The sequence below is a fragment of the Dyella sp. A6 genome (genome assembly GCF_036320485.1).
In the GTDB taxonomy this organism is placed as follows: Bacteria; Pseudomonadota; Gammaproteobacteria; order Xanthomonadales; family Rhodanobacteraceae; genus Rhodanobacter_A; species Rhodanobacter_A aluminiiresistens.
In genome coordinates this window covers 1,585,027-1,610,599 of sequence record NZ_CP132911.1, presented here as the reverse complement: position 1 = coordinate 1,610,599, position 25,573 = coordinate 1,585,027, and the positions used below count along the sequence as shown (strand labels likewise).

Below are 25,573 nucleotides of genomic sequence, written 5' to 3'. Positions count from 1 at the left end.
ACGCGATACAGAATCAAATATATATTTCGACTCCCACTTATATGTGATTCGTATATGTTCGACTTCCGCCAGCTTCGCTACTTCATAGCCGTGGCCGAGGAGCTGAGCTTTACCCGGGCCGCGCAGCAGCTGCACATTTCGCAGCCACCGCTATCCCAGCAGATCCAGTCACTGGAAGCCGATCTTGGTGTCCGCCTGCTGGAACGCAACAAGCGCAAGGTGTCGCTGACCGAGCCGGGACGCCTGTTCCTGGAACAGGCCCGGCAGATCATCAATCAGGCGGAAGAAGCACGCCGCCAGGTTGCTGACGCCGCCGCGGGCTTCAGTGGCCTGCTGCGACTGGCCTACACCGTATCGGTCTCCTTCCATCCGTCGCTGCCGCAGACGCTGTTGCGCTTCGGCCGCAAGGCACCGAATGTCCACCTGCAACTCAGCGAGATGTACAGCGAGCCCCAGTTCGCTGCACTGCGTAACGGCGCGATCGATATCGGCTTCGTCCGCAGCGAACCGGTACACCAGGCGGATGCCCGGGCGCTGCGACTGGACACCATCGACCGTGAGCCACTGTTGCTTGCCCTGCCCTCCGGACATCCGCTTGCGACCCGGCGCCGGCTGCGGCTCGGCGAGGTGGCCGACCAGCCCTTCGTCGCCCAGCCACGCGAACTTGCCGCCACGCTGTACGACCGGCTGGTGCAACTGGCGGCCAAATCGGATTTCCACCCGCAGATCCGCCAGCACGCGCAGCAGCTCAACGGCCTGCTGGCGCTGGTCGCCGCGGGTATCGGGCTGGCCCTCGTCCCGGCCACCATGCGGGTGGTGCGACTCGCCGGGGTCAGTTACGTGCCACTGATGGATCCGGATGCCTATCTGCTGCTCGCGGTGGCCAGCCGGGTTGACGACACGTCGCCGGTGCTGGCTCAGTTCCTGGCGACCATCGACGAGCTGAAGGCCGCCAACCAGTCGCCCATAGTCGCCTGACCGGACACCCGGTTCGAGGTCGCGCATGGCATGACTGGACACGGTTTCGCGAGGCACGACACGGACTTGCGGCAGCCACGTGGAGTCGCTACAATTTAGGGCTTGATTTTTCCCTAATTGGTATCAGGAGCTGGCCGTGAAGGTGCTTTCCTCTTTGAAGTCCGCCAAGCAGCGGCATCGCGACTGCAAGGTTGTGCGCCGTCGCGGCAAGGTTTTCGTGATCTGCAAGAGCAACCCGCGTTTCAAGGCTCGTCAGCGCTGATCATGGCTGCTGCGACGCCACGCAAAAGGGCCGCACATGCGGCCCTTTTTGTTTTTCCGGATCAGGATAAGGCACTGCTTTTAGGCACCCCGTAGTCAACCCGGCACGAACCGGACGCCTTCGGTCACCCCGATGGCGTCCGTGCTGCGGTTTACTCGTAACGCACGCAGACGATCTCGTAGCGCTTCACGCCATTGGGTGCGGTGAACTCGAAGCTGTCCCCTTCGCACTTGCCGATCAACGCACGCGCGATCGGTGAGGAGACGGCGATCAGGCGCATCTTGATGTCGGCTTCCAGGTCGCCCACGATCTGATACGTCACCTCGGCACCGCTCTCCTCGTCGGCCAGGTCCACAATGGCACCAAAGACCACCTTGTTGCCCGGATTGAGACGACTGACGTCGATCACCTCGGCCGTGGACAAGGCCGCCTCGAGCTCGGCGATACGTCCCTCGACGAAGCTCTGCTGCTCGCGTGCGGCGTGGTATTCGGCATTCTCCTTGAGGTCGCCGTGGGCCCGCGCTTCGGCGATCGCCGCAATGATGCGCGGACGCTCCGTCGATTTCAGCCGATCGAGCTCGGAACGCAAGCGTTCCGAGCCGGCCTTGGTAATGGGAGCACGACTCATGCGCTCAACTCCTTGTGCAACTGCTGCAGGCTGTGGACGTCCTCGTTGTCATGGTAATCCAGCGAATGGACCAGTGCCCGTGCTCCTGCGACCGTGGTCGAGTAGGTCACCCGACGCTGCAGTGCTTCTCGCCGGATCGAGAACGAATCGGCGATCGCCTGCTTGCCCTCGGTCGTATTCACGATGTAGACGATCTCGTCGTTCTTGATCAGATCGACGATATGCGGCCGCCCTTCGAGCACCTTGTTCACGCGCTCGCAGCTCACACCATGGGAATTGAGATAGGTCGCCGTACCGGCGGTCGCCACCAGGCTGAAACCGCGGGCCTGCACTTCCTTGGCCACCGGAAGCAGGCGGTCCTTGTCGGCATCGCGCACCGACACGAAAACCTTGCCGAGCTTGGGTGCACGAATACCGGCCGCATCGTGGCCGCGGGCGAACGCTGCACCGAAGCTGCGCCCCACCCCCATCACCTCGCCGGTCGAGCGCATCTCGGGCCCGAGGATCGGGTCCACGTTCTGGAATTTCAGGAACGGGAAGATCGCTTCCTTCACCGAGAAATACGAAGGGATCACCTCGCGCGTGGCGCCCTGCACGGCCAGCGACTTCCCGGCCATGCAGCGTGCCGCGATCTTGGCCAGCGGCACACCGGTCGCCTTGGAAACGAACGGCACCGTGCGCGAAGCACGCGGGTTCACCTCGAGGATGAAGACGGTACCGCCCTGGATCGCGAACTGGGTGTTCATCAGGCCGACGACCTTGAGCTCCTTCGCCATCGCGGCGACCTGGCGGCGCATCTCGTCCTGCAGGTCCGCGGACAGCGAGTACGGCGGCAGCGAGCAGGACGAATCGCCCGAATGCACGCCGGCCTCCTCGATGTGCTCCATGATGCCGCCGATCAGCACGTTGCCCTCGGCATCGGCGATGACGTCGACGTCCACTTCGACCGCGTGGTCGAGGAAGCGGTCCAGCAGCACCGGCGAATCGTTGGAAACCTGCACGGCCTCGCGGATGTAACGCGTCAGATCGGCGTCGTCGTACACCACTTCCATGGCACGGCCACCCAGCACGTAGCTGGGACGAACCACCAGCGGATAGCCGATTTCACGCGCCAGCGCCAAGGCCTCGTCGGCATTGCGGGCGGTGCGGTTCGGCGGCTGGCGCAGGCCGAGCTTGTTGATCATCTGCTGGAAACGCTCGCGATCCTCGGCCAGGTCGATCGAATCGGGCGAGGTTCCGATGATCGGCACACCCGCCGCCTCCAGTGCGCGCGCAAGCTTCAGCGGCGTCTGGCCACCGTATTGCACGATCACGCCCTTGGGCTTCTCCAGCGCCACGATCTCCAGCACGTCCTCCAGCGTCAGCGGCTCGAAGTACAGACGGTCGGAGGTGTCGTAGTCGGTGGAAACGGTTTCCGGGTTGCAGTTGACCATGATGGTCTCGTACCCGTCTTCACGCAGCGCCAGTGCCGCGTGCACGCAGCAATAGTCGAACTCGATGCCTTGGCCGATGCGGTTGGGACCGCCGCCAAGCACCACGATCTTGTCGCGGCTGCTCGGCTCGGCCTCGCATTCCTCCTCGTAGGTGGAATACATGTAGGCCGTGGTGGTGGCGAATTCGGCCGCGCAGGAGTCCACCCGCTTGTACACCGGCCGCACGCCCAGCGTGTGGCGCAGATGGCGAACAGCCGCCTCGTCGGTGCCGACCAGCTCGGCCAGGCGCGCGTCGGCGAAACCCATGCGCTTCAGTTCGCGCATACGCGGCATGTCCAGCGCAGTCAGACCCTGTTCGCGCACCGCGTTTTCGGTCAGCACGATGTCTTCGAACGCCGCCAGGAACCACTCGTCGATATGGCTGAGGCTGTGCACCTCTTCCAGCGAAAGGCCGGCCCGGAATGCATCGCCCACATGGAATACGCGGTCGGGACGCGGTTCGCGCAGTTCGCGCTTGAGCGTGGCCAGGCCGTTGTCACTGCCCAGATCCAGCCCGGTCGGGTTCAGCCCCGTCTTGCCGATTTCCAGCCCGCGCAGCGCCTTCTGCAGGGACTCATGGAAGCTGCGACCGATCGCCATCACCTCGCCCACCGACTTCATCTGGGTGGTGAGGCGCGAATCCGCCGAGGGGAACTTCTCGAAGGCGAAGCGCGGAATCTTGGTGACCACATAGTCGATGGCCGGCTCGAACGAGGCCGGGGTCAGGCCGCCGGTGATGTCGTTCTTAAGCTCGTCCAGCGTATAGCCGACGGCCAGCTTGGCCGCGACCTTGGCAATCGGGAAACCGGTGGCCTTGGAGGCCAGCGCCGACGAACGCGACACGCGCGGGTTCATCTCGATCACCACCACGCGGCCGTTTTCGGCATTGATGCCGAACTGCACGTTGGAGCCGCCGGTGTCCACGCCGATCTTGCGCAGCACCGCCAGGGAAGCATCGCGCAGGCGCTGGTATTCCTTGTCGGTGAGCGTCTGTGCCGGTGCCACGGTGATCGAGTCGCCGGTGTGCACGCCCATCGGATCGAGGTTCTCGATGGAGCAGACGATGATGCAGTTGTCCGCCTTGTCGCGAACCACCTCCATCTCGAATTCCTTCCAGCCCAGCACGGACTCTTCCACCAGTACCTCGTGCACCGGTGAGAGATCCAGACCACGCTTCACGATGGCCTCGAATTCCTCGACGTTGTAGGCGATGCCGCCACCCGAGCCACCCAGGGTGAAGCTGGGGCGGATGATGGTCGGAAAGCCGACTTTCGCCTGGATCTCCACCGCCTGCTCGTAGCTCCTGGCCACTTCGGCCTTGGGGCATTCCAGGCCGATCTCGCCCATCGCCACGCGGAACAGCTCGCGGTCCTCCGCCATGCGGATGGCCTCGCGCGAAGCACCGATCAGTTCGACGCCGTACTTGTCCAGCACGCCATGATCGGCGAGATCGAGCGCGCAGTTCAGGCCGGTCTGGCCGCCCATCGTGGGCAGCACCGCGTCCGGGCGCTCCTTGGCGATGATGCGCTCGACCGTCTGCCAGTTGATCGGCTCGATGTAGACGGCGTCAGCCGTCTCCGGGTCGGTCATGATCGTGGCCGGATTCGAGTTCACCAGGATGACCCGGTAACCCTCTTCCTTCAGCGCCTTGCATGCCTGCGCGCCGGAGTAGTCGAACTCGCAGGCCTGACCGATCACGATCGGGCCAGCGCCGATGATCAGGATGCTCTTGATGTCGGTACGCTTGGCCATCTCAACGGGCCTCCTGCATAAGCTTGGCAAAACGGTCGAAGAGATAACCGATGTCGTGCGGACCCGGGCTCGCCTCCGGGTGTCCCTGGAAGCAGAACGCAGGGCGATCGGTCAGTGCGAAACCTTGCAGCGAGTCGTCGAACAGCGACGCATGCGTCACGCGCGCGTTGGCCGGCAGCGTGGCCGGGTCCACCGCAAAGCCGTGGTTCTGGCTGGTGATCAGCACGCGGCCGTCGTCCAGGTCCTTCACCGGGTGGTTCGCACCGTGGTGACCGAACTTCATCTTCAGCGTCTCGGCACCGATCGCCAGCCCCATGATCTGGTGGCCGAGGCAGATACCGAACAGCGGAATCCGGGCATCGAGGAAGGCACGAGTCGCGGCGATGGCGTAGTCGCAGGCCGCCGGATCGCCAGGGCCGTTGGACAGGAAGATGCCGTCCGGCTTCATCGCCAGCACATCGGCAGCCGGAGTCTGCGCCGGCACCACGGTGATCTCGCAGCCCTGCTCGGCGAGCAGGCGCAGGATGTTCCGCTTCACGCCGAAATCGTAGGCCACCACCTTGAAGCGCTTGGTCGGCTCGCCGAATGCCGTGCGATCCAGGTCGTAGGTGCCTTCGCACCAGTCATAGCGCTTCTGCGTGCTGACCACCTTGGCCAGATCCATGCCATTGAGGCCCGGGAAAGCCCGCGCCTTGGCCAGTGCCTCGTCGGCGTCGATATGGTCGCCCGCCACGATGCAACCATTCTGTGCACCTTTGTCGCGCAGAATGCGGGTCAGCCGACGGGTATCGATGCCGGCAATCGCCACGATGCCATTGCGCTTCAGGTAATCAGGCAGGCTCTCGCGATTGCGCCAGTTGCTCGCCAGGCGCGGCACATCGCGCACGATCAGGCCCGCGGCATGCACCGCCGTGGACTCTTCGTCCTCGGGGTTGCAACCGGTATTGCCGATATGCGGGTAGGTCAGGGTGACGAGCTGCCGGGAATATGAGGGATCGGTAAGGATCTCCTGATAGCCCGTCATCGCCGTGTTGAATACCACCTCACCGGTGGTTTCGCCGTTTGCGCCCACGGCGTGACCGTGGAACACGCTGCCATCTTCGAGGGCAAGCAGAGCGGGAATGGGCATGGGTATGGCCGCCTTTTTTTCGGGTACAGCGATATCCGCAAGCCGCTTGAAGCAGGCTTGTGGATATCGGGTCATGAGAAGTCTCGGGCGGGTGGCAATGATAGGCGCGAAGAGTCGCCCTGTCCACCGGTGCGGCGCGCCGGAACGCTAAAAATACACGCGTGTCATCCGGTCAAGACGCCAGGGCGTTAGACTTCCATATCCTGTCACCTCCGCGAGCCACATGAACGCAGCCACCTTGCTCGACCCCGCACGACTGGACCGTCCGGACACGCTGGTTGCCACAAGCCCGTTCCCGTTCATGATCGCCCACGGCCAGTTGCCGGACGATGCGCGGCACGCGCTCGACAAGGACTTTCCGCGTTACACCAGCGCGGGATTCTTTCCCTACGATCCGGACGACTGCGGACCCTCCGTGAATGCGCTGGTGAACGGCCTGACATCGCGGCCATTCGCCGATGCCGTCGGACGCCGGCTCGGCATCGACGACCTGGGCAACTACCCGACGCTGGTCACGATCTGCCGCATGCTCAACCGGCGGCATGGAACCATCCATACAGACAGCAAATCGAAGGTGGCCACGGCGCTGCTCTACCTGAACAGCCAGTGGCCGGACACCAGCGAAGGCTGCCTTCGCTTCCTCCACCGCATCGACGACATCGACGACATCGCCGCACCGGAGCTGACCCCGCTGTATGGCGAGTTCGCCGTATTCAGGCGTGGTGAAAACTCCTTCCACGGCCATCTTCCCTACGAAGGCGAGCGCCGGGTCATCCAGGTCGCCTGGCTGACCAGTGAGGACGAAAAGCGCCGCAAGACCAAGCGCGGCAACTTCTCCAGGGCATTCAAGAAACTTCTCGGCAAGCTGGACACCCGGCATGGCGCCGGCCGTGACCGGAGTGCCTCGCACCGGGACTGATCCGCCCCGGCACCACTCAGGCGCCGAAACGCCAGATCATCCAGCCGGCGAACACGCCATAAAGCAGGCTGACCGGCATCAGTTGCAGCGCATCCACGCTGCCGCGCCGGAACAGCCGCCACAGGTAGACGATCGCCAGCGCGGTCAGCGCCCCGGCCACCAGCAGTGTCGTATCGAAGTGCCACGGTGTGGCAAAGATGGCCAGTGCACTGGGCACGGTTGCCTGGATCATCATCGCCCCCGAAATGTTCGCCAGAGCCAAGCGCTCCTTGCCCTGGCGTACCCAGATCAGCGCATTCACCGTCTCGGGCAACTCGGTCGCGACCGGGCTGAGTAGCAGAGCGACCACATGCGGCGCCAGATGCAGGGCCAGGCCGATCGCATCGAGCTGCGCCACGAACACCCGCGAGGCCAGCGCGATCACGGCAAGCGCCAGCGAAGCCTGCAGCATTACCCGAGCCATGCCGGGGTCGTGTGCATGCGGCTGGAACTTCAGTGGCTCCAGCAGCTCATCTTCCGGCGCCGTATCACCGGCCCGGATTTCACCCCATACGTAACCGGCATAAGCCGCCAGGAACAACACGCCCAGCCACGGCTTGAAGGCAAACACGACAAGGCCCAGCCCGCACTTGACGATGAAAATGCCCAGGAACCAGGCCTGGTCGCGGGCCAGCCGCGCATGATCCACCCGTACCCGGCGGTCGTTGCGCCCGAGACGGCGTCGATTCAACCACAGCGCCCCCCCAACCACGGCGTAAGCCAGCGTGGCCAGCACCAACGGACCACCCAGTGCCGCACCCACACCGATGTCACGTGCCTTCGCCGTGCCGCCAAATACCACGGCGACAAACGTGACCGCACTTTCAGGCAGTGCGGTACCGAACGCAGCCAGTACCGTGCCCGTGGCGGTGGCACCGAGACCGAGCTTGTGGCCCAGCCACTCCACGGCATTGACGAAATACTCGCAGGCGACATAGATCGCCCCGGCCGAAAGCAGGAAATAAAAGGCAGTGAGCATGCGTCCAATCCAGGCCGGGCGAGCGAATTACCCATGGCGCGACGATGCGGCTCGCCCGGCCATGGGGTGAGCACATCGCGGCCAAAGGTCTCGCCGGGTACGTCGCCGGACCGAAAGTCCTGCCGACGACCATCCGCACCATGGAGTGAACACTCCAAGTCTGTTGACGCGGATTCCCCGATACCGACAGGCACATTCGACTGCCGGCAGCGAGGATGGCTACTCCCCAATGACAAGTATCCGGATGGTATCGACCGGTCCGGGCAGGGACAAGCAACTATCCCGGTGGATCACCGCATTCGTGCAGCGCGGACCATGCCGGCGACGACGCGACTCAGCGGCCGGAACGCTCGGCCAGCATCGCGTCCAGGTCGTAGTGGCCCGCTGCCTTGCCAGCCACCCAGTGTGCCGCCTCAAGCGCCCCGCGGGCGAAAATCGAGCGATCAGTGGCTCGGTGCCCCAGTTCCACCCGCTCGCCGTGACCGATAAGCAGTGCCTGATGCTCGCCCACAATGTCGCCGCCGCGCACCACGGCAAAACCGATGGATCCTTCGCGACGTGGCCCGGTACGCCCTTCGCGGCTGTATACCGCGTCACGAGCCAGCCCGGAACCGCGTGCCGCCGCCGCCGCATGGCCCAATGCCAGCGCCGTGCCTGACGGCGCATCTTCCTTGCGGCCATGGTGTGCCTCGATGATTTCGAGGTCCCAGTCGCGCAGCGCGGCCGCCGCCTCGCGCAGCAGGCGGGTCAGTACGGCGATGCCAAGGCTGAAATTCGCGGCACGGAGCAGCGGCATACGCGTTGCGGCATCGACCAGGCGAGCCTCGAGCGCGGCATCGAACCCGGTCGTGCCGGTGACCAGCGCCACGCCACGCGGCAGACAGTAATCGAGCACGGCGGAAAGACCGGCCGGGCCGCTGAAGTCCACTACGACATCCGGCGCCGGTACATCCTGCCAGTCATGCGCATAGCGCAACGATGTGCCGGACAATGCCTGACCATCATGCACTGAACCCGCAGAAACCACGGCGTGGACCAGTTCGAAGCGGGCATCAGCCTGCAGGCAGGCCAGCAGTTCTTTTCCCATGCGCCCGGAGGCACCGTTGATGGCAATGCGCAGCGGGGCGGTCATGGCATGTCCCTAAGTCGAAAGTGGCAGGTTAACGCGACGAAGCATGCCGCAGACGGGCCCGAATCCGGACGCCCTTGTCTGTGCACTCAGGCGGTGACCCGCGACCAGAATTCCTTCACGCCATCGACCCAGGTCTTGGCGCGCGGCATGTGCTTCTCGGCCTTGCCGTCGGCGAAGGTGGCTTCCAGTTGCTCGAACAATTCGCGCTGCTGCTTGGTCAGGTGCACTGGCGTTTCCACCACCACCCGGCAGATCAGGTCGCCGGTACGGCCACTGCGCACCGACTTGACGCCACGGCCGCGCAGACGGAACTGCTGCCCGGTCTGGGTTTCCGCCGGAATGTTGATCGGCACCTCGCCCTCCAGGGTCGGCACCGGCAATTCGACACCCAGCGCGGCCTGCGAAAAACGGATCGGCACCTCGCAGTAAAGATCGTTGCCGTCACGCTGGAAGATCTCGTGTTCGCGTACGTGGACTTCCACGTACAGGTCGCCGGACGGTGCCCCGGACGGGCCGGCCTCACCCTGCCCGCTCAGGCGGATGCGGTCGCCATTGTCCACGCCAGCAGGAATCTGTACCGACAAGGTGCGACGCTCGTCCAGGCGGCCCTCGCCATGGCACGGCTTGCAGGGGTTCTCCACCACCTGACCGCTACCGCCACAATGAGGGCAGGCCTGCTGGATCGAAAAGATGCCGTTCTGCATGCGCACGCGACCGTGGCCCTTGCAGGTCGTGCAGGTGGTCGTCTTGCCGTCGGCCGAGCCGCTGCCGTTGCAGTGATGGCAATTGACCTGGGTGGGAATCTCGATGGTCTTTTCGATGCCGAACACGGCCTCCTCGAGATCCAACTCCATGATGTAGCGCAGATCGGAGCCACGCCGCGGACGTCCCCGGCCACCACCGAAAATGTCGCCGAAGATGTCGCCGAAGATGTCGCCCATGTCACCGAAACCACCAGGGCGACCACCGCCCATGCCGCCTTCGAAGGCGGCGTGACCGTACTGGTCGTACATGCCGCGCTTCTGCGCGTCGGACAGCACTTCGTAGGCTTCCTTGGCCTCCTTGAATTTCTCCTGTGCGTGCGGGTCGTCCGGGCAGCGGTCCGGGTGGTACTTCATCGCCAGCCGACGGAAGGACTTCTTCAGCTCGACCTCGGTGACGGTACGTTCGACACCCAGGACCTCGTAGTAATCACGCTTGCTCATCATGCACCCACAACATCACACACTCCCCCTAACCTGCTCCGGACCAGGCCCGGTCAGCAAACAGCCCACGCCGGCTAGCGGCTCCGGCGCGGGCTGCGTCATATCGGCTACGCCGACGGTCGACGATTACTTCTTGTCGTCCTTGACCTCGGTGAACTCGGCATCCACCACGTCATCAGCCGCGGCAGACGGGTCTTCACCCGGAGCCGGCGGCGGCGTCGCACCACCCTGAGCCGCAGCGTACAACGCCTGCGCCACCTGCTCGAGCTTCTCGACCTTCGACTCGATCGCGGCCTTGTCGTCGCCGTCCTTCACCTTCTCCAGGTCGGACAGTGCACCTTCGATGGCGCTGAGCTGGTCGGCCGGCACCTTGCCGCCGTGTTCCTTCAACGCACTGCGGGTGGCGTGCACCAGCTGATCGGCCTTGTTGCGGGCACCGACGAGCTCGTGGAACTTCTTGTCCTCTTCCTTGTTCGCCTCGGCGTCCGCGACCATGCGCTGGATTTCCTCGTCGGACAGGCCCGAGCCGGCCTTGATCTCGATCTTCTGTTCCTTGCCGGTCTTCTTGTCCTTGGCCGACACATGCAGGATGCCGTTGGCGTCGATATCGAAGGTGACCTCGATCTGCGGCATGCCGCGCGGCGCCGCTTCGATACCCTGCAGGTCGAACTTGCCCAGCGACTTGTTGGCGTTGGCGCGTTCGCGCTCACCCTGCAGCACGTGCACGGTCACCGCGGTCTGGTTGTCGTCGGCGGTGGAGAAGATCTGCGAAGCCTTGGTCGGCACCGTGGTGTTCTTCTCGATCAGCTTGGTCATCACGCCGCCCATGGTCTCGATGCCCAGCGACAGCGGGGTCACGTCGAGCAGCAGCACGTCCTTGACCGAACCACCCAGCACGCCGCCCTGGATCGCCGCGCCGACGGCCACGGCCTCGTCCGGGTTGACGTCCTTGCGCGGCTCCTTGCCGAAAAAGTCCTTCACCGATTCCTGCACCTTGGGCATGCGGGTCTGACCACCAACCAGGATCACCTCGTCGATGTCGGAAACGCGCAGGCCGGCGTCGTTGAGTGCGGTGCGGCACGGCTCGATGGTGCGCTTGACCAGGTCCTCGACCAGCGCTTCCAGCTTGGCACGGGTGAGCTTGATGTTGAGGTGCTTCGGACCGGAGGCGTCGGCCGTCACGTACGGCAGGTTCACTTCGGTCTGGTGGCTCGACGACAGCTCGATCTTGGCGCGCTCGGCGGCGTCCTTCAGACGCTGCAGTGCCAGCGGATCCTTGCGCAGGTCGATGCCCTGGTCCTTCTGGAACTCTTCGACCAGGTAGTCGATCACGCGCTTGTCGAAGTCTTCGCCGCCGAGGAAGGTGTCGCCATTGGTGGCCAGCACTTCGAACTGCTTCTCGCCGTCGACCTCGGCGATCTCGATGATCGACACGTCGAAGGTGCCGCCGCCCAGGTCATACACCGCGATCTTGCGATCACCACCCTTCTTGTCCAGGCCGTAGGCCAGTGCCGCCGCCGTCGGCTCGTTGATGATGCGCTTGACTTCCAGGCCGGCGATGCGGCCGGCGTCCTTGGTCGCCTGGCGCTGGCTGTCGTTGAAGTAGGCAGGCACCGTGATCACGGCCTCGGTGACCGGCTCGCCGAGATAGTCCTCGGCGGTCTTCTTCATCTTCATCAGCACCTTGGCCGAGATTTCCTGCGGCGCCATCTTCTTGCCGTCGCTGGTCTCGACCCAGGCGTCGCCATTGTCGTGGGCCACGATGCCGTAAGGCACGATGTCGAGGTCTTTCTGCACTTCGGCGTCGGTGAACTTGCGGCCGATCAGGCGCTTCACCGCGTAGAAGGTGTTCTTCGGATTGGTCACGCCCTGACGCTTGGCCGGCGCGCCCACCAGCACTTCGCCATCCTTGCTGAAGGCCACGATCGACGGCGTGGTGCGATCACCTTCCGCGTTCTCGATGACCTTGGTGGTGCTGCCGTCCATGACCGCGACGCAGGAGTTGGTCGTACCCAGATCGATACCGATGATCTTGCCCATGTGATGTGCTCCAGATGCTTGGTGCGGCCCCCGCGGCCGCGATGTTTTCCAGATGGGGGTCGTGCCCCCCGATTCAATGCCGCGCAACCATGTCGCTGCGCGCGCGACCGCTCCCTCGCGGTCAGTCCTTCGCCACGGCGACCAGCGCCGGGCGCAGCAGGCGCTCGTTCAACACGTAGCCCTTCTGCAGCACGTTGACCACGGTGCCGGGTGCAGCGTCCTGCGCATCGACCATGCTTACCGCATGATGGCGCTCCGGATCGAGCATCTGGCCCCTAGGGTCGACCTGGGTCAGACCGTTGTTCTCGCCCACCTTGAGCAGCGACTTCAGGGTTAGGCTGAGGCCCTCACGCATCGAGGTCACATCGCCGCCTTCCACGGCCAGGCCGCTTTCCAGCCCATCGAATACCGGCAGCAGTTCGTTCAGCAGCTTCTCGTTGGCGAAGCGGCGCGCCTGCTCCAGGTCGCGATGCAGGCGGCGGCGCTGGTTCTCCAGCTCGGCCTTCTCGCGCAGCACGGTTTCGCGCAATTCCGCGTTGCTGGCTTCAAGCTCGGCCACGCGTGCCTTCAGTGCTTCCAGATCAGCGTTCATGGCCTCGTCCGCCGCGTTTCCTTCGGGCGTCGCGTTCGACGCCTGCGGGTCAGTGTTGTGCATGAATGACTCCAAACCTCATCCGTGGCCGGCACCACGTGCCGACCGTCCAAAAACTGCGGGGAACCCCGCCTCCCGAGCCTCTTATGAGGCCGTCGCGGCGCGATTCAAGGCGTCGCTGAGCAAGCCGGCCGTCGCCTGCACCACCGGAATCACCCGCTCGTAGGCCATCCGGGTGGGACCGATCACACCCACGGCGCCCAGCACCTTGCCCTGGGCGCCATAGCTGGCCGTGACGACACTGCAGCCGTCCAGCGCGGAAAACCCCGATTCCTCGCCGATGAACAGGCGTACGCCCGGCGCCCGCGCGCAGACTTCCATCAATTGCAGCAGTTCGTTCTTTTTCTGGAACGCCTCGAACAGGTCGCGCAGGCGCTCGAGGTCGGCCAGTTCGGCATACCCCATCAGGTTGGTCTGTCCGCTGACCAGCACGTCGTCATTCTGTGCATCGGGTGCGAACGATGCTGCGGCCAGTTCCATCGCGCTGGACAGCAACCGGTTCAGTTCGCTGCCCGCCTCGCGCAGTTCGCGCAACAGGTGGGCGCGGATATCGTCCACGCGCAGGCCGACGAAATGAGCGTTGATGTAATTGGCCGCCTGTTCCAGTTCGCGGCCATCCAGTGGCTTGGCCAGCTGCACGATACGGTTCTGCACCTGGTTGTCCGAGAACACCAGGATGACCAGCACCCGTGCGTCGGGCAGCGGCACGAAATCGATATGTCGCAAGGGGAAGTCGGCCTGCCGCGGCACCGTCACCACCCCCGCGAAGTGGGTCATCGCCGACAACAGTGCCGACGCATTGCCCAGCAGGTCCCGCGTGGTGGCCGGCTGCGGCGGCAGTTCGCGGCGCAGGCGGGCCATTTCCTCGTGCGGCAGCGGTTGCAGCTCGATCAGGCTGTCGACGAACAGGCGCAGGCCGCGCGGTGTCGGCACCCGGCCGGCCGAGGTGTGCGGCGAGGCCACCAGCCCGGCATCCTCGAGGTCGGACATGATGTTGCGGATCGTCGCCGGACTGACCTCGAGCCCGGACGAACGCGACAGCGTGCGCGACCCGACCGGCTCGCCATCGACCAGATACTGTGCGATCAGCGTACGCAGCAGGCGGCGGGCACGGGCATCGAGGTCGTGATGGGTGGGAAATGGCATGCGCTGTGGCAATCCGTGAGACACAAAAGAAATAAGGTCTACGCGGCCAGCATGCAAGCGCCGGCCGATCGCACTGGCGATTGTAGCGACATGCATGCCGCTACAATCGCCCGACAACCCTCCGGACTGAACCCAGCCCATCTATGCTCATCTCGCTCTACGTCCGCCATTTTGCCGTCGTCGAAGCCGCCGAGATCGGTTTCGGCCCCGGATTGACCGTCGTCAGCGGGGAGACCGGCGCCGGCAAATCGCTGCTGGTCGATGCCCTGCTGCTGCTCGCCGGTGCCCGTGCCGACAGCGGCATGGTGCGGACGGGCAGCGATCGCGCCGAGATGGCTGCGGAGTTCGACCTGAGCAACCTGCCCGAAGCCCGCACCTGGCTGGAACGGGAGGAACTGGACGAGGACGGCAGCTGCCAATTGCGGCGCGTGATACGTGCCGAAGGCAGCTCGCGCGCGTGGATCAACGGCCGACCGGTCAACGCCGGACAACTGGGCGAACTCGCGACCCTGCTGGTGGAAATCCATGGCCAGCACGAACACCAGGCACTGCTCTCCCGCAGCCACCAGATGACGCTGCTCGATGCCTACGCAGGCAACGAGGCGCAGGTCGAGTCGGTACGCACGCTGGCCACCGAGTGGCGCGAGCTGGGGCAGAAGATCCGTCGCCTCAGCGGCGGCGATGACCGCGAACAGCGGCTGGACCTGCTGCGCCACGAACTGGCTGAACTGGAACGCTGGGCCCTCCCGGCCGGCGAACTGGCCGAACTGGAAACCAGCCACAAACGCCTGGCCAATGCCGGGCGCCTGGCCGAAGGCGCCTCGGGCGTGGTCGAACTGCTGGATGGCGACAGTGAGTTCGCACTGCAGCGCGCGCTGGGCCGCGCCCATGCCGAACTCGGAAAGCTGGCCGGCCTCGACGACCGGCTGAACCCCTTGCTGGAACTGCTCGACAACGCATCCATCCAGCTTGGCGAAGCCACGGACAGACTCAACCGTTACGCACAGGACGTCGATCTGGACCCCGAACGCTTCGCCGAAGTCGACGCCCATCTCGCCCACCTGCACGAGCTCGGCCGTCGATACCGCCTGCCGGCTGGTGAACTGCACGACAAGCTCGCTGCATTGCGCACCGAGTTCGACGAACTGGAGGGCGCCGGCGACATACTCGACCGCCTCACCAGCGAACAGGCACGGGTCCATGCCCGCTATACACAGGCCGCCGAGGCGCTGAGCCAGGCACGCAGGGACGCCGCCCAGCAGCTCGGTGGCGAAGTCAGCGCGCTGATGGGCGAACTGGGCATGGCCGGCGGCGTGCTCGAAGTCGCCCTGGAAGCCAGTTCTGCCAACACACCGGACAGCCAGGGCAACGAACGTTGCGAGCTGCTGGTCAGCGCGAACCCGGGCCAGCCTCCACGCCCGTTGCGCAAGGTCGCGTCCGGCGGCGAGCTGGCCCGCATCAGCCTGGCCATCGAGGTCGCCACGCTGGGCAAGGACAGTGTCGGCACCATGGTGTTCGACGAGGTGGACAGCGGCATCGGCGGCGCCGTGGCCGAAGTCGTCGGCCAGAAGCTGCGCGCGCTCGGTTCGAAGCGGCAGGTGCTGTGCGTGACCCACCTGCCCCAGGTGGCGGCACAGGGACATGCCCACCTGCGCGTCAGCAAGCACAGCGACGGAAACGACACCCACACCCGGATCGAGCTGCTCGGCGCGGACGGACGTCGTGACGAACTGGCCCGCATGCTTGGCGGGGTGGAGATCACCCGCGAAACCCGGGCCCACGCCAAGAAGATGCTGGAGCAGGCGCAGTCAGCCTGAGCTGCTCCTCGTCGCACCGAGCAGGCCGCGTTCGCTGGCGATCCGGTACAGATCGAGTTCGGAGCCCGCGCCCAGCTTGCCCATCAGGCTGGCCCGGTGGATGTAGACCGTCTTCTGGCCGATGCCAAGCTCGGCCGCGACCTGCTTGGGAGCGAGGCCCGCAGCCAGCAGCAGGAACACTTCGCGCTCGCGGGCCGTCAGGCGCTCGAACGGATCAAGCTCCTGACCCGACCGATCCGCACGTCGCTGCTGGAGGTCGGAGCTCAGGAACTGCTCGCCCTGCATCACGGCACGCAGTCCGGCCACCAGTTCCTCCGGCGCCACCCCCTTGGTCACATAGCCGCTGGCCCCGCGACGCAGAGCCTCTGACACATAAGGCTCGCCGTCATGCATGCTCAGCACCACGATCCGGGTATCCGGCGCCACACTGCGCAGATGTTCGATCAACGGCAGACCGCTGCCGTCCGGCAACGACAGGTCGAGCGCCACCAGGTCCGGGCGATGCTGGGCAATCGCCTCGACGGCGTCGTCCGCGTTGCGGCACTCGGCAATGACCTCGAGGTCCGGCTCCAGATCGATGAGCCGTTTGAAGCCTTCACGGACGATCGCGTGGTCGTCAACCAGAACAATGCTGTACATGGGTGCCACTGTATCAGCCTTGGCGCTCCGCAGAGACGCCCCGTGTACCATCCGCTGATGCGCTCGTCCTACCTGCCCTCGCTTCTTCGCGGCCCCTTGCTCGGCCTGGGCTATGCCCTGTGCTGGTCATTCCTCTGGTCGATCGCCGATCCCTACTGGATGCTTCCGTTCGGCCTGCGCTTCGGCGTGTTGCTGCTGGCGCCGTTCCGCTACTGGCCATGGCTGCTTGGCGGCGAACTGCTCGCTGCCGGCCTGAACGACCTGCACCATGGCAGCCCGATGGGCTGGGCCATTTTCGCCTTTGGCGACCTGCCGCAACCCCTGGTCGTGGCCATCTGCCTGTGGTTGCTGCGACGAGCCCACCTGAAGCCGAGTCTGCAGAACCCGGAGGACGTCTCCCGCCTGCTGTTGTCGGCGGCGTTCACCGTCCTGGCCGCAACAGCCATGGATACGGCCATGCTGGCCGTCCTCCACGCACCGCCGACCACCGACCTGCTGCTGCAGGTCATGGGTCAGGACCTGCTGGGCAACTATGTCGGCACCCTGTTGCTGACTCCGCCGCTGATCATGCTGGTGCTGGCACCGCCATCGCCACGGGCGTTGCGTGGTCTTCTGATGGATGGCTTGCTGGTCATGCTGCCGGCCCTGGTGATCCTGCTGGCGCTGTCCGAGCAGTCCGACCCCCAGCGTGAATTTGCCCGCATCCTGTCGCTGGCGCCGGTGCTGTTCTTTGCTTTCAGGCACGGTTGGCGCGGAGCCAGCCTGTCGATGCTGATCTCCAGCCTGGGCATGGCGATCGTCGACCACTTCACCACCCACGCCGCGCCAGCCGCCTCAGCGCACCTGTTCCTAGCCGTAGCCGGCACCGGCGCCCTGATGCTTGGCTCGGCCACGGACGCCCTTCGCCAGAGCAGCGCGCGGGTCGCCGAGCAGAACACCTACCTTGCAGCCGTGAATCGGCGTCTGGACCAGTTGGCCCGCCAGCTGCGCGACGCCGCACGCGGCAACCTGCAGGCTGAGGAAGACCTCCGCCGGCACATGGCCGCGGAACTTCATGACGAACTGGGCCAGAACCTGACCGCGATCCAGACCCACGTGAAACTGGCGCAGACCCGCCTGCAGCAGGCCGGCCTGACCGACACCGCCTCGGCCATCAACGACATACTCGGGCACATGCGGCGCACCCTTCATCGCCTGCTGGACGACCTGCGCCCGGCTGTGCTGGACGAATTCGGCCTGTTGCGGGCCCTGGACGAAGGACCGATCCGGCAGCTGTTGAGCACGGCCTGCATGCGCTATTACACCGATCTGCACGGCGACCCGCGCCTGCTGGAGGAAGATATCCGCACCGCGCTCTATCGTTTGGTACAGGAAAGTGCGACCAATGCCGTGAAACACGCGCACGCCAGCGAGTTCCGCCTGCGCCTGCGTATCGGCACGCGCCAAGGCAGGGTACTGGCGCTGCTGGACATTCGCGACAACGGCAGCGGATTGCCCGAACGCGTCGAGAGCGAGGGGCGCGGTCTGCAAGGCATGCGTGACCGTGTGACTTCGCTTGGCGGCGTCTTCCGCCTGCGTAGCGGACCGACCGGCGTACACCTGCGAGTACTGCTGCACAGCAGCACGCCAAACCGTGCGGCAGTTCGCCTCAGCCACCCGGAATAGGAAATTTTCCAATATCTCCCGCGTGAAGTCTTCGTTACGATCCTTTCATCGATGTGGGGGAGCCGCCATCGCAAGATGGTGTGCCGGGTCGGCCGTGGGGACGGTTGACCCGAAGAACGGCAGGATGCTGTTCCGCCGATGTCTAGGGCGACATGCGTTTACTTCGAGCAACTCGGGTATGACGCTTCGCCATACGGCAACGGATAAACCGCTGGGTGGACAGGAGTCCTCCCGCGGTTTTTTTTATGCCCCGTCTCCGGGCTTGCCGGCTCAGCCAGAAACCTGCCGGCCCACCGCCAGATACTACTTGTGCCGGTTTTTGGGGCGCACGTACAGGACCAGGCTGTGGTCCTCGATGACGTAACCGTGACTGGCGGCGATCGCGTGCTGCAGCTTCTCGATCTCCTCGCTGACGAACTCGATGACCTTTCCGCTGTCAACATCGATCATGTGATCGTGATGCTGCCCGCGATCGAGTTCGTAGACGGCCTGCCCCCCCTCGAAATTGTGCTTGACGAGGATGCCGGCGGCTTCGAACTGGGTCAGCACGCGATACACCGTTGCCAGTCCGATGTCCTCTTCATGGGCAAGCAGCCTCTTGTAGACATCTTCGGCGGACAGATGGCGTGCACCGTCTTCCTCGAAGATCTGCAGGATGCGCATGCGCGGATGCGTGACCTTGAGGCCGGCACGACGCAGTTCCTGAGATTCCTGTTCCATCGCCAATTCCCCCCGATACACGGTGCGATCAAGGCATTAGTGTATCATCCGATACCTTCACGATCCGGACGCAACACGCATGCAAAAACTGATTCGCACGCTGGGTTTCGCCATGCTGGCCTTGCCGCTGGCGGGCTGCCATCTCGTGTATACCCCCGACGTGCAGCAAGGCAATCTTTTCGCCAAGTCGATCGACCAGAAGGCGGTGAACCAGCTCAAGCCCGGGTTGACCAAGGAACAGGTGCTTGCGCTGCTGGGCACGCCCTCGGTGGCCTCCCCGTTCGACCACGACCGCTGGGATTACGTGTCGACGTATTCGCATCGCGGCGAAAAAATGCAGTTGCATTCCATGAGCCTGTACTTCGAGAACGGCACACTGGTGCGCGTCGAGGGCACCCCGTTCGCGCAGAACACCAAGGAACTGCTGGAACAGAACAAGAAGTATCACGTGAGCTACCCGGTCAACGAGACCAAGGGCGACAAGAGCTCGACCAAGAAGGACGAGCCGGCCATCAGTGTTGGCGCCAGCAACACCAAGCCTGCCGGCGGTCAGAACTGAGCTTCCGGTCAGCGTCCAGCCCGTCGCCGCCTCGCCTCTTTCGGATCGACAGTCAGCGGGCGGTAGATCTCCACGCGGTCACCATCGCGAAGGATGTCGCCCGGCGCCACGCGCCGGGCGAAGACGCCCAGCCGGGCCGGGTCAAGTTCCAGGCACGGCTCATCACGCAGCAGCCCCGACGCTTCGATCGCCTGCATCACCGTGCTCCCCGGCGCCAGCTCGACACGGTAGACAAGCTGGCGATCCGGCCACGCGCAGGCTACTTCCACGATCATGCGATCAGCCATACGCCCGATCGGCCTCGCGACAGAAGTCATCGACCATGCGGCTTGCCAGCCCCTGGAAACCCAGCCGGAGCGCCGCACCACCAAGCCGGCCGGCATAGTCGAAATCCAGCGCCAGTGCGATCTTGCAGCCGTCATCTCCCAGCGCAGTGAAGTCCCAGACACCCTCGAGCGCACGAAGTGGACCGTTGACCAGACTGACCTGCAACCGGCGCGGCTGATCCATCGTGTTGCGCGTGGTGAAACTATGATGGAACCCGGCAAACTTGAGATCGAGTCTCGCCACCAGCATGTTCTCGCCACGCTCCAGTACCTCGGCACCGGAACACCAGGGGAAGCGCTTTGGGTATGCTTCCACATCATTGACCAGATCGAACATCTGAGCCGGCGAATGTTTCACCAGGGCGGTTCGTCGGATTTCGATCACGACAGCCTCATTTCCATCTCGAACGGTAAGCCCCATGGATGCCGTACGGGCCACAGGGCGACAAGACCCGAAGTTTAGCGGACATGGCCAAGAGCAAGGACAAAGACAACAAGGGCAGCAGCACCATCGCGCTGAACAAGCGTGCCCGACACGAATACCACATCGACCAGCGCTACGAGGCAGGCATCGCCCTGCAGGGCTGGGAGCTGAAGTCGCTGCGTGCCGGACGCATCAATTTCGGCGATGGCTATGCCTACGTGCAGGACGGCGAGATCTTTCTGGTGGGCGCATCCATTCCCCCGCTGATCAGTGCCTCCACCCACGTGATCGCCAATGACCGCCGCACCCGCAAGCTGCTGCTGCACCGGCAGGAGATCGACCAGCTGATCGGCGCCGTCGAACGCAAGGGCTACACGCTGGTGCCCGTTGCGATGTACTGGAAAGGCAACAAGGTCAAGGTCGAGATCGGCGTCGCCCGCGGCAAGCAGGAGCACGACAAGCGCGACACCGCCAAGGAACGCGACTGGCAACGCGAGAAGCAGCGCACCATGCGCGCGCACAACCGATCCGCCTGAACCGCATCGCTGGAATCGCACCACAAGAATCGCGCGTCCCGACAATTGATAAGCCGGTGACGGCCCTCATATACTTGGCCGACTGATCCAGCTTCTTTTCCCCGGGGGTGTTCTGGCTTCGACGGGGGTAGTGAGATGGCTTGGTGCATGCCGAGGGGGCAGCTTTCCTCGTTAATCCAGCAGCAAAACTCATAATTGCCAACGACAGCAATTACGCTCTGGCCGCTTAAGGCCTAGCCCCGAACCCACTTGTGCTCGTGCTCGTGGATGTAGGGTCATCATCACGGGATCGCTGGACTGCCGCCGCCTGTCGGCAACTGGCCAAATCAAGCAGGCTGGCCCTGGGATGCGCTTTGCGCACCGTGCTGTTCCGGGGTGAGATCCAACGGTGAGCTAAGCATGTAGTACCGGGCGTCAAGCGCCTTCGGACGCGGGTTCGACTCCCGCCACCTCCACCAATAAAGCCGTCCAACGGCGTCTAATAAAGGCCGGAAACCTAAGCAATAGCAAGGGTTACGGCCTTTTTCTTGTCTCATGTCGTCCAGTAGCGTCCATTGGCCTCCCCTCGACAGCGGCCAATCCTGCGCGCATCACCCGCAGCGTCTCGCCAAGCGCGGAGCTTCTGCTTTCTGGGCTACGCGTCGACAAGGTAGCTGTCGATCTCCGCTCGTGCCCGCTCAAGCGCTTCGCCCTCAGTGGCGCCGGAGACGCTGTTTTTGCCTGGATCGAGTGTTGACATTGGTTTGCGGAAGCCAGTGCGATGGAAGTCAACACGCATCGTCTGCTTTGCCGGTAGCACGAAGTTGGCCCTCCAGCTGTCCGTCGTGATGTCGTAGCCGTATCGAATCTCGATATCGCGGTGCTCTTCCGTCAAGGGGAACATGGCGCTGCTCCTGCCAACGGATTCGCGCGACACTAGCACGGCACGGCGTGCGCACCATCGAAGAGGAGATGCCTGCATGTGTCCTGCCGCCACCACGTCTGGCTGGGAAATCGCGAGCGCGATCGGAACCATGGGTGCCACAGTAGTCGCGCTGTGGCTAGGTCTCTACCAATGGCGCAAAGACCGCAGTCGCCAGCGCGACGTCAGGGCGGCGCTATCGAAAGCCCTTCAGACAGACCTAGCGACCTGGCGGCAGGTGGTGGAGCAATGTCGGTCTGACTTCGACCAGAAGAAGCTCACTCACGAGCAGCATTTCGTTGACTGGGTTCGTGGGCTATCAAAGCCGACGATGCCGACGCATGAGAGATTTGCTCGCATCCTTCCTGACCTGGGGCGGCCTACATCGACCAAGGTCGTGCACGCGTATGCAGAGTGTTTGCGCGTGGCAGAACTCGTAAGCCGCGAAGCGGAGCGAGTCAGGGGCATATCCAGAGACAACGTCCAGATAGCGGCGGATATTCGACCGTACCTCGATGCGCTATCCAACGACCTCTCCGATGCGATAACGGCGTTAGATCCGTACGTCACTGGCAGGAAGCGCTGATACCTCACTGTGCCCGCCAATCCCGCACCGCTGCGGCGGACGATATGGCCGCCCGTAGATCCTTGCCTCGTTCGCCCGGCTAGTGCCGGCGCTATCTAGGCCAGCTGACTGCCGATAGGTTCTAGACGGTCGCCGACGATAGACGGTGCTCCTCGCGCGCAGCCTTCCAGACCTCCCGGGCTGCATCAGCGTTCATCAGCATGATCCCCAGGCCGACCACCATGTCCGGCCATGCCGAATGGGTGAACGTTGTGATCACACCTGCAGCGATGATCGCAATGTTGGCGTAGGCGTCGTTCCGGGCCGACAGAAAGGCGGCCTTGGTAAGGCTGCCGCGATGCTTGCGGTATCTGGCCAGCAGGAACGCACAGGTCAGATTGACGGCCAGTGCACCAGCACCCGTTAGGGACAGCGGCATGGGCGCCGGAGGGATGAAGTGGCCGATCTTCATCCATACCGACCAGAGCATGGCAACGGTCGGTACGAGTAGGACGCTCGCCATGGCCATGCCAACACGAGCCCGCGCCCGCATGCTCCAGCCCAGGGCGATCAGGATCAGCAGATTGACCGCGGTGTCTTCCAGAAAATCAACGCTGTCGGCGAACAGCGAGACGGAGCCGATGTGCAAGGCGACGGCAAACTCGACACCGAAATAAGCCTGGTTCAGGAGGGCGACCAACAGTACAGCCCGTCTGAGATCCTGGTGTTCAGCTGGTTTCGTCATGCAGCAGACTCCAGTGGAGGGGCGCTATTTGCGTGCTTGAAACTGATGCGCGCGCCGATATCGGAATGATAGTGGTGCTCTCGAAGCATAGGTCTGACGCCTGCATCCTCCATGCCAGGCGCCCATGCACTCAGCGCCTGACGGCGGCAACGCAGTCCATCTGCCGAGCGCCTAGTTGGTGCTCGACGCAGGAGACTCGGGTGCCTATTTGACGCCCTCCACGGCCACCCGATGAAAGCGGCCGTCTGCGCCAGCTTCCAACACCTCGATGGACTTGGTTGGCGGCAGGCCTGGCATTCCCACCCCCAAAGTGAAGACGATCCTGAGTCGACCATCGACACGCGTAGCTTTGATCTGGCAGTCGCTGTGCAGGCCTTGGGAAACTTCCATAGCCTCGCCAATGTGGAGATTTACGGTCATCGGCTTCGACGTTTCGGCATAGAACCGGGTGTGGCTGCCATCGCGGTGAGTGATGCCCACGTATCGAGGTTGCACGGCAAATTCCAACTTCACCGAGTTAGCTTGCGGGATGGCATGATCTACCCAGCAGTACGTGCCGGCTCGTGCCGAAGGGGCGAGAAGCCCGGCGGCAGCCACGAGGGGAAGCATGGCGAGTCGTTTCATCGTGATGTCCTTATGGGATGCCTCGAGTCATTCTTCTGCGCATTGAAAAGGAAAAGCGATGCAAGCTGTTATATCCCGAGTGATTCTCTACGTCCGTGACGTCGACGGACTCAAGCAGTTCTACCAGATTCACCTGGGTCTGGAGGTGACTGAGGAGATTGCCGGCGAGTGGGCCGTGTTGAAGGCTGGCGCTATGGAGCTTGCCCTTCATCGGGTAGGCAAGGCCTTTCGCGAGCACCCCGCGGACGAGCACGGGCAATCGAACAGCAAAATCGTCTTCTCGCTTGCCTCTGGACTGATGGCGGCACGGGAGCGAATGATTTCGGTGGGCGTGACGATGCGTCCGATCAAGCGCTACGACGGCTTTCCCTATTCGATGTGCGATGGGCTGGACCCCGAAGGGAATGTCTTTCAACTGATGCAGCTTGATTGATCCGCTGGCAACGCCCGGTGTCGGTATCAAAGGAATGAGGTGCGATGCGATATTTGAAGTTCACTGCGGTGTCGTTGGCCTTCCTGCTGGTTGCGGCGCTAGCGATCGTCGTTCTGGCGCACCGAAATCGCGAGGTCACGACCTCGATATGGATCGATCGCCCACCGGCTGACGTCTGGCGAGTACTCGTTGATACGAATGCCTACCCCGCGTGGAACCCGATGATCTTCCGGATCAAGGGAGACCTCCACGTCGGCAATGTCATCGAGATAGATCTTGGCTCAAGCCGGTTGAACGCAGCGGTGTTTCACCCCACCGTGCAGGTTGTGCAGCCCAACCATGAGCTTCGTTGGCTCGGACATGTGGGCATGCCTGGCATCTTCGATGGTGAGCACCGATTTCAGCTTGTAGCGAGCGGGACGGGAACCCGCTTCGTTCAAAGCGAACGGTTTTCGGGGCTGCTGGTAGGTCACCTCACCGGCTCGATTCTGGATGACACGCTGAATCAGATGAACGCGATGAATTTGGCGTTGAAGCGGCGTGTTGAGGCTATGCCGCAGTAGTGCTGGCTACGTGCCATGTAAGGGCTGGGCATGTGCCACTTTCGATCAGGAACAAGGGGTTAGATCGTGGCCTGGGATGACTCCCGCCACCCCAATCAAACAACTTAAGCTATTGAATATTTGAGTTTTTTTCGTTCACGGATCTGCGCCAGCCTCGATCTGGTCAACCTTTGGTCAACGCAGTGTCATTAGCGAACTTGTAGGCTACCGCCGGGGCTGTCGTTTTCTAGTACACCAAGGGTGTGCTCTGTGGACTCGGATTATTCCTACACAACTTGCTGCCGATCGCCTATGGCGCCCGTGTTCGATGGGGAGCAACTTGAGCATGCCCGGGAAGTCAGGCGGTTCCTCTCCGATGCACCGGGCGCCCCGAGCCGTGGTAACCCCCCGTTGCACGGCTCACTGGCTCCCGAAAGGGAGCCTTTCTCTATGGAGGGTTGCCTGATGAGAGTCCTGTTCGCAATTCAGGAGGATGCCATCGGTATGTGGTGCATCTGCCAGGGGCAACTCTGTTTGACGAACCACCTCACCTTGGCACAAGCCATCACCGAGGCACGCAGGCTGGCCCGGGATCACCACGAGCGAACCGGCATGACCGCCAGTGTGGATCTGGTCAGCCCGGAAGGCACAACCCGCTTGGGCCATTATGCTCATCCTGGCACCGAATCTGACGAAACGGCTGCGGCGTGACTCGGGTGCCACCGCGACGCGCAAGGCATATTC

At 63.7% G+C, this 25,573-nt stretch carries 27 protein-coding genes, 1 other RNA gene and 1 riboswitch; of the genes, 12 read left to right on the top strand and 16 right to left on the bottom strand.

The features are described 5' to 3' along the window. Positions 1 to 54: 54 nt before the first annotated feature. Both RA164_RS07030 and ykgO read left to right on the top strand, forming a co-directional pair. Complete coding sequence (locus RA164_RS07030) at positions 55 to 978, top strand: LysR family transcriptional regulator (RefSeq protein ID WP_329743238.1); 924 nt, start codon at positions 55 to 57, stop codon at positions 976 to 978. A gap of 136 nt (positions 979 to 1,114) precedes the next feature. Next, complete coding sequence (gene ykgO, locus RA164_RS07025; RefSeq protein WP_008215056.1) at positions 1,115 to 1,240, top strand: type B 50S ribosomal protein L36; 126 nt, start codon at positions 1,115 to 1,117, stop codon at positions 1,238 to 1,240. Positions 1,241 to 1,391: 151 nt separating this feature from the next. On the opposite strand, the gene greA is transcribed toward ykgO, so the two are convergent. From greA to carA, 3 genes are read right to left on the bottom strand one after another with little or no spacing between them, the layout of a single operon-like run. After that, positions 1,392 to 1,868: a transcription elongation factor GreA gene (greA, locus tag RA164_RS07020; RefSeq protein ID WP_329743237.1), complete on the bottom strand. Its 477-nt coding sequence runs from the start codon at positions 1,866 to 1,868 to the stop codon at positions 1,392 to 1,394. Beyond that, positions 1,865 to 5,092: a carbamoyl-phosphate synthase large subunit gene (gene carB, locus RA164_RS07015; RefSeq protein ID WP_329743236.1), complete on the bottom strand. Its 3,228-nt coding sequence runs from the start codon at positions 5,090 to 5,092 to the stop codon at positions 1,865 to 1,867. Before carB ends, greA begins: the two co-directional genes overlap by 4 nt. 1 nt (position 5,093) lies before the next feature. Next, on the bottom strand, positions 5,094 to 6,221 hold the full coding sequence (gene carA / locus RA164_RS07010; protein WP_329743235.1) for a glutamine-hydrolyzing carbamoyl-phosphate synthase small subunit: 1,128 nt from the start codon (positions 6,219 to 6,221) through the stop codon (positions 5,094 to 5,096). 223 nt (positions 6,222 to 6,444) lie between these two features. Here carA and RA164_RS07005 point away from each other — a divergent pair, with 223 nt between their 5' ends. Continuing rightward, complete coding sequence (locus RA164_RS07005; protein WP_329743234.1) at positions 6,445 to 7,140, top strand: 2OG-Fe(II) oxygenase; 696 nt, start codon at positions 6,445 to 6,447, stop codon at positions 7,138 to 7,140. A gap of 16 nt (positions 7,141 to 7,156) precedes the next feature. Here the strand turns inward: RA164_RS07005 and RA164_RS07000 are convergent, their stop codons facing one another. From RA164_RS07000 to hrcA, 6 genes are all read right to left on the bottom strand, one after another. Continuing rightward, entirely contained in the window at positions 7,157 to 8,158 is a 1,002-nt protein-coding gene (locus RA164_RS07000; RefSeq protein ID WP_329743233.1) for a sodium:calcium antiporter, read from the bottom strand. 96 nt (positions 8,159 to 8,254) lie between these two features. Further along, positions 8,255 to 8,398: riboswitch (yybP-ykoY riboswitch) on the bottom strand. 94 nt (positions 8,399 to 8,492) lie between these two features. Continuing rightward, positions 8,493 to 9,290: a 4-hydroxy-tetrahydrodipicolinate reductase gene (gene dapB, locus RA164_RS06995; RefSeq protein ID WP_329743232.1), complete on the bottom strand. Its 798-nt coding sequence runs from the start codon at positions 9,288 to 9,290 to the stop codon at positions 8,493 to 8,495. An 86-nt stretch (positions 9,291 to 9,376) separates the two neighbouring features. Further along, a complete protein-coding gene (gene dnaJ / locus RA164_RS06990) occupies positions 9,377 to 10,495 on the bottom strand; it encodes a molecular chaperone DnaJ (protein WP_329743502.1) in 1,119 nt (372 codons plus the stop codon). A 126-nt stretch (positions 10,496 to 10,621) separates the two neighbouring features. Then, positions 10,622 to 12,589, bottom strand: coding sequence for a molecular chaperone DnaK (gene dnaK / locus RA164_RS06985; RefSeq protein ID WP_329743501.1), 1,968 nt, complete (start codon positions 12,587 to 12,589; stop codon positions 10,622 to 10,624). 67 nt (positions 12,590 to 12,656) lie between these two features. Continuing rightward, positions 12,657 to 13,190 carry a nucleotide exchange factor GrpE gene (gene grpE, locus RA164_RS06980; protein WP_329743231.1) on the bottom strand — a complete coding sequence of 178 codons (534 nt, stop codon included), beginning with the start codon at positions 13,188 to 13,190 and terminating at the stop codon, positions 12,657 to 12,659. 81 nt (positions 13,191 to 13,271) lie between these two features. Continuing rightward, positions 13,272 to 14,333, bottom strand: a complete 1,062-nt coding sequence (gene hrcA / locus RA164_RS06975; protein ID WP_329743230.1) for a heat-inducible transcriptional repressor HrcA — start codon at positions 14,331 to 14,333, stop codon at positions 13,272 to 13,274. A gap of 143 nt (positions 14,334 to 14,476) precedes the next feature. Here hrcA and recN point away from each other — a divergent pair, with 143 nt between their 5' ends. Further along, positions 14,477 to 16,150, top strand: coding sequence for a DNA repair protein RecN (gene recN / locus RA164_RS06970; protein ID WP_329743229.1), 1,674 nt, complete (start codon positions 14,477 to 14,479; stop codon positions 16,148 to 16,150). On the opposite strand, the gene RA164_RS06965 is transcribed toward recN, so the two are convergent. Continuing rightward, positions 16,142 to 16,789, bottom strand: coding sequence for a response regulator transcription factor (locus RA164_RS06965; RefSeq protein WP_329743228.1), 648 nt, complete (start codon positions 16,787 to 16,789; stop codon positions 16,142 to 16,144). The two genes, recN and RA164_RS06965, sit on opposite strands and share 9 nt — an antisense overlap. A 57-nt stretch (positions 16,790 to 16,846) precedes the next feature. Here RA164_RS06965 and RA164_RS06960 point away from each other — a divergent pair, with 57 nt between their 5' ends. Continuing rightward, positions 16,847 to 18,454: an MASE1 domain-containing sensor histidine kinase gene (locus tag RA164_RS06960; RefSeq protein WP_412731092.1), complete on the top strand. Its 1,608-nt coding sequence runs from the start codon at positions 16,847 to 16,849 to the stop codon at positions 18,452 to 18,454. 303 nt (positions 18,455 to 18,757) lie between these two features. Here RA164_RS06960 and fur read toward each other — a convergent pair whose 3' ends face one another. Then, on the bottom strand, positions 18,758 to 19,174 hold the full coding sequence (gene fur, locus RA164_RS06955; RefSeq protein WP_329743226.1) for a ferric iron uptake transcriptional regulator: 417 nt from the start codon (positions 19,172 to 19,174) through the stop codon (positions 18,758 to 18,760). Between the two features lie 79 nt (positions 19,175 to 19,253). Between fur and RA164_RS06950 the strand changes: the two genes are divergently transcribed. Next, a complete protein-coding gene (locus RA164_RS06950) occupies positions 19,254 to 19,733 on the top strand; it encodes an outer membrane protein assembly factor BamE (protein WP_329743225.1) in 480 nt (159 codons plus the stop codon). Positions 19,734 to 19,741: 8 nt separating this feature from the next. On the opposite strand, the gene RA164_RS06945 is transcribed toward RA164_RS06950, so the two are convergent. After that, positions 19,742 to 20,008: an RnfH family protein gene (locus RA164_RS06945; RefSeq protein WP_329743224.1), complete on the bottom strand. Its 267-nt coding sequence runs from the start codon at positions 20,006 to 20,008 to the stop codon at positions 19,742 to 19,744. Between the two features lie 4 nt (positions 20,009 to 20,012). Then, complete coding sequence (locus RA164_RS06940; protein WP_329743500.1) at positions 20,013 to 20,444, bottom strand: type II toxin-antitoxin system RatA family toxin; 432 nt, start codon at positions 20,442 to 20,444, stop codon at positions 20,013 to 20,015. Positions 20,445 to 20,527: 83 nt separating this feature from the next. On the opposite strand from RA164_RS06940, the gene smpB reads away from it, so the two are divergent. Together smpB and ssrA are read left to right on the top strand one after the other, a co-directional pair. Next, a complete protein-coding gene (gene smpB / locus RA164_RS06935) occupies positions 20,528 to 21,019 on the top strand; it encodes an SsrA-binding protein SmpB (RefSeq protein WP_329743223.1) in 492 nt (163 codons plus the stop codon). A gap of 103 nt (positions 21,020 to 21,122) precedes the next feature. Further along, positions 21,123 to 21,477, top strand: a transfer-messenger RNA (tmRNA) gene (gene ssrA, locus RA164_RS06930). A 176-nt stretch (positions 21,478 to 21,653) separates the two neighbouring features. Here ssrA and RA164_RS06925 read toward each other — a convergent pair. Then, positions 21,654 to 21,902, bottom strand: a complete 249-nt coding sequence (locus RA164_RS06925) for a hypothetical protein (RefSeq protein WP_329743222.1) — start codon at positions 21,900 to 21,902, stop codon at positions 21,654 to 21,656. Positions 21,903 to 21,978: 76 nt separating this feature from the next. On the opposite strand from RA164_RS06925, the gene RA164_RS06920 reads away from it, so the two are divergent. Then, a complete protein-coding gene (locus RA164_RS06920) occupies positions 21,979 to 22,506 on the top strand; it encodes a hypothetical protein (protein ID WP_329743221.1) in 528 nt (175 codons plus the stop codon). 121 nt (positions 22,507 to 22,627) lie between these two features. Here the strand turns inward: RA164_RS06920 and RA164_RS06915 are convergent, their stop codons facing one another. Together RA164_RS06915 and RA164_RS06910 are read right to left on the bottom strand one after the other, a co-directional pair. Next, positions 22,628 to 23,230, bottom strand: coding sequence for a cation transporter (locus RA164_RS06915; RefSeq protein ID WP_329743220.1), 603 nt, complete (start codon positions 23,228 to 23,230; stop codon positions 22,628 to 22,630). Between the two features lie 204 nt (positions 23,231 to 23,434). After that, the gene (locus tag RA164_RS06910) at positions 23,435 to 23,854 is read right to left on the bottom strand and encodes a LamG domain-containing protein (RefSeq protein ID WP_329743219.1); all 420 of its coding nucleotides are present in this window, start codon (positions 23,852 to 23,854) and stop codon (positions 23,435 to 23,437) included. A gap of 58 nt (positions 23,855 to 23,912) precedes the next feature. Here RA164_RS06910 and RA164_RS06905 point away from each other — a divergent pair, with 58 nt between their 5' ends. The 3 genes from RA164_RS06905 to RA164_RS06895 all read left to right on the top strand — a co-directional run bounded on the left by RA164_RS06905 (position 23,913) and on the right by RA164_RS06895 (position 25,540). Next, positions 23,913 to 24,287 (top strand): VOC family protein, encoded by a 375-nt coding sequence (locus RA164_RS06905; RefSeq protein ID WP_329743218.1) that lies wholly within the window; start codon positions 23,913 to 23,915, stop codon positions 24,285 to 24,287. 44 nt (positions 24,288 to 24,331) lie between these two features. Next, positions 24,332 to 24,850, top strand: a complete 519-nt coding sequence (locus RA164_RS06900) for an SRPBCC domain-containing protein (RefSeq protein WP_329743217.1) — start codon at positions 24,332 to 24,334, stop codon at positions 24,848 to 24,850. A gap of 444 nt (positions 24,851 to 25,294) precedes the next feature. Next, positions 25,295 to 25,540 (top strand): hypothetical protein, encoded by a 246-nt coding sequence (locus RA164_RS06895; RefSeq protein WP_329743216.1) that lies wholly within the window; start codon positions 25,295 to 25,297, stop codon positions 25,538 to 25,540. Positions 25,541 to 25,573 lie beyond the last annotated feature (33 nt).

What these genes read in the sequence shown, in the direction of transcription:
- RA164_RS07030 (WP_329743238.1), top strand. Translation starts at nt 55, where the DNA reads ATGTTCGACTTCCGCCAGCTTCGCTACTTCATAGCCGTGGCCGAGGAG.
- greA (WP_329743237.1), bottom strand. Translation starts at nt 1,868, where the DNA reads ATGAGTCGTGCTCCCATTACCAAGGCCGGCTCGGAACGCTTGCGTTCC.
- carB (WP_329743236.1), bottom strand. Translation starts at nt 5,092, where the DNA reads ATGGCCAAGCGTACCGACATCAAGAGCATCCTGATCATCGGCGCTGGC.
- carA (WP_329743235.1), bottom strand. Translation starts at nt 6,221, where the DNA reads ATGCCCATTCCCGCTCTGCTTGCCCTCGAAGATGGCAGCGTGTTCCAC.
- RA164_RS07005 (WP_329743234.1), top strand. Translation starts at nt 6,445, where the DNA reads ATGAACGCAGCCACCTTGCTCGACCCCGCACGACTGGACCGTCCGGAC.
- RA164_RS07000 (WP_329743233.1), bottom strand. Translation starts at nt 8,158, where the DNA reads ATGCTCACTGCCTTTTATTTCCTGCTTTCGGCCGGGGCGATCTATGTC.
- dapB (WP_329743232.1), bottom strand. Translation starts at nt 9,290, where the DNA reads ATGACCGCCCCGCTGCGCATTGCCATCAACGGTGCCTCCGGGCGCATG.
- dnaJ (WP_329743502.1), bottom strand. Translation starts at nt 10,495, where the DNA reads ATGAGCAAGCGTGATTACTACGAGGTCCTGGGTGTCGAACGTACCGTC.
- grpE (WP_329743231.1), bottom strand. Translation starts at nt 13,190, where the DNA reads ATGCACAACACTGACCCGCAGGCGTCGAACGCGACGCCCGAAGGAAAC.
- hrcA (WP_329743230.1), bottom strand. Translation starts at nt 14,333, where the DNA reads ATGCCATTTCCCACCCATCACGACCTCGATGCCCGTGCCCGCCGCCTG.
- recN (WP_329743229.1), top strand. Translation starts at nt 14,477, where the DNA reads ATGCTCATCTCGCTCTACGTCCGCCATTTTGCCGTCGTCGAAGCCGCC.
- RA164_RS06965 (WP_329743228.1), bottom strand. Translation starts at nt 16,789, where the DNA reads ATGTACAGCATTGTTCTGGTTGACGACCACGCGATCGTCCGTGAAGGC.
- RA164_RS06960 (WP_412731092.1), top strand. Translation starts at nt 16,847, where the DNA reads ATGCGCTCGTCCTACCTGCCCTCGCTTCTTCGCGGCCCCTTGCTCGGC.
- fur (WP_329743226.1), bottom strand. Translation starts at nt 19,174, where the DNA reads ATGGAACAGGAATCTCAGGAACTGCGTCGTGCCGGCCTCAAGGTCACG.
- RA164_RS06950 (WP_329743225.1), top strand. Translation starts at nt 19,254, where the DNA reads ATGCAAAAACTGATTCGCACGCTGGGTTTCGCCATGCTGGCCTTGCCG.
- RA164_RS06945 (WP_329743224.1), bottom strand. Translation starts at nt 20,008, where the DNA reads ATGATCGTGGAAGTAGCCTGCGCGTGGCCGGATCGCCAGCTTGTCTAC.
- smpB (WP_329743223.1), top strand. Translation starts at nt 20,528, where the DNA reads ATGGCCAAGAGCAAGGACAAAGACAACAAGGGCAGCAGCACCATCGCG.
- RA164_RS06925 (WP_329743222.1), bottom strand. Translation starts at nt 21,902, where the DNA reads ATGTTCCCCTTGACGGAAGAGCACCGCGATATCGAGATTCGATACGGC.
- RA164_RS06920 (WP_329743221.1), top strand. Translation starts at nt 21,979, where the DNA reads ATGTGTCCTGCCGCCACCACGTCTGGCTGGGAAATCGCGAGCGCGATC.
- RA164_RS06915 (WP_329743220.1), bottom strand. Translation starts at nt 23,230, where the DNA reads ATGACGAAACCAGCTGAACACCAGGATCTCAGACGGGCTGTACTGTTG.
- RA164_RS06910 (WP_329743219.1), bottom strand. Translation starts at nt 23,854, where the DNA reads ATGAAACGACTCGCCATGCTTCCCCTCGTGGCTGCCGCCGGGCTTCTC.
- RA164_RS06905 (WP_329743218.1), top strand. Translation starts at nt 23,913, where the DNA reads ATGCAAGCTGTTATATCCCGAGTGATTCTCTACGTCCGTGACGTCGAC.
- RA164_RS06900 (WP_329743217.1), top strand. Translation starts at nt 24,332, where the DNA reads ATGCGATATTTGAAGTTCACTGCGGTGTCGTTGGCCTTCCTGCTGGTT.
- RA164_RS06895 (WP_329743216.1), top strand. Translation starts at nt 25,295, where the DNA reads ATGAGAGTCCTGTTCGCAATTCAGGAGGATGCCATCGGTATGTGGTGC.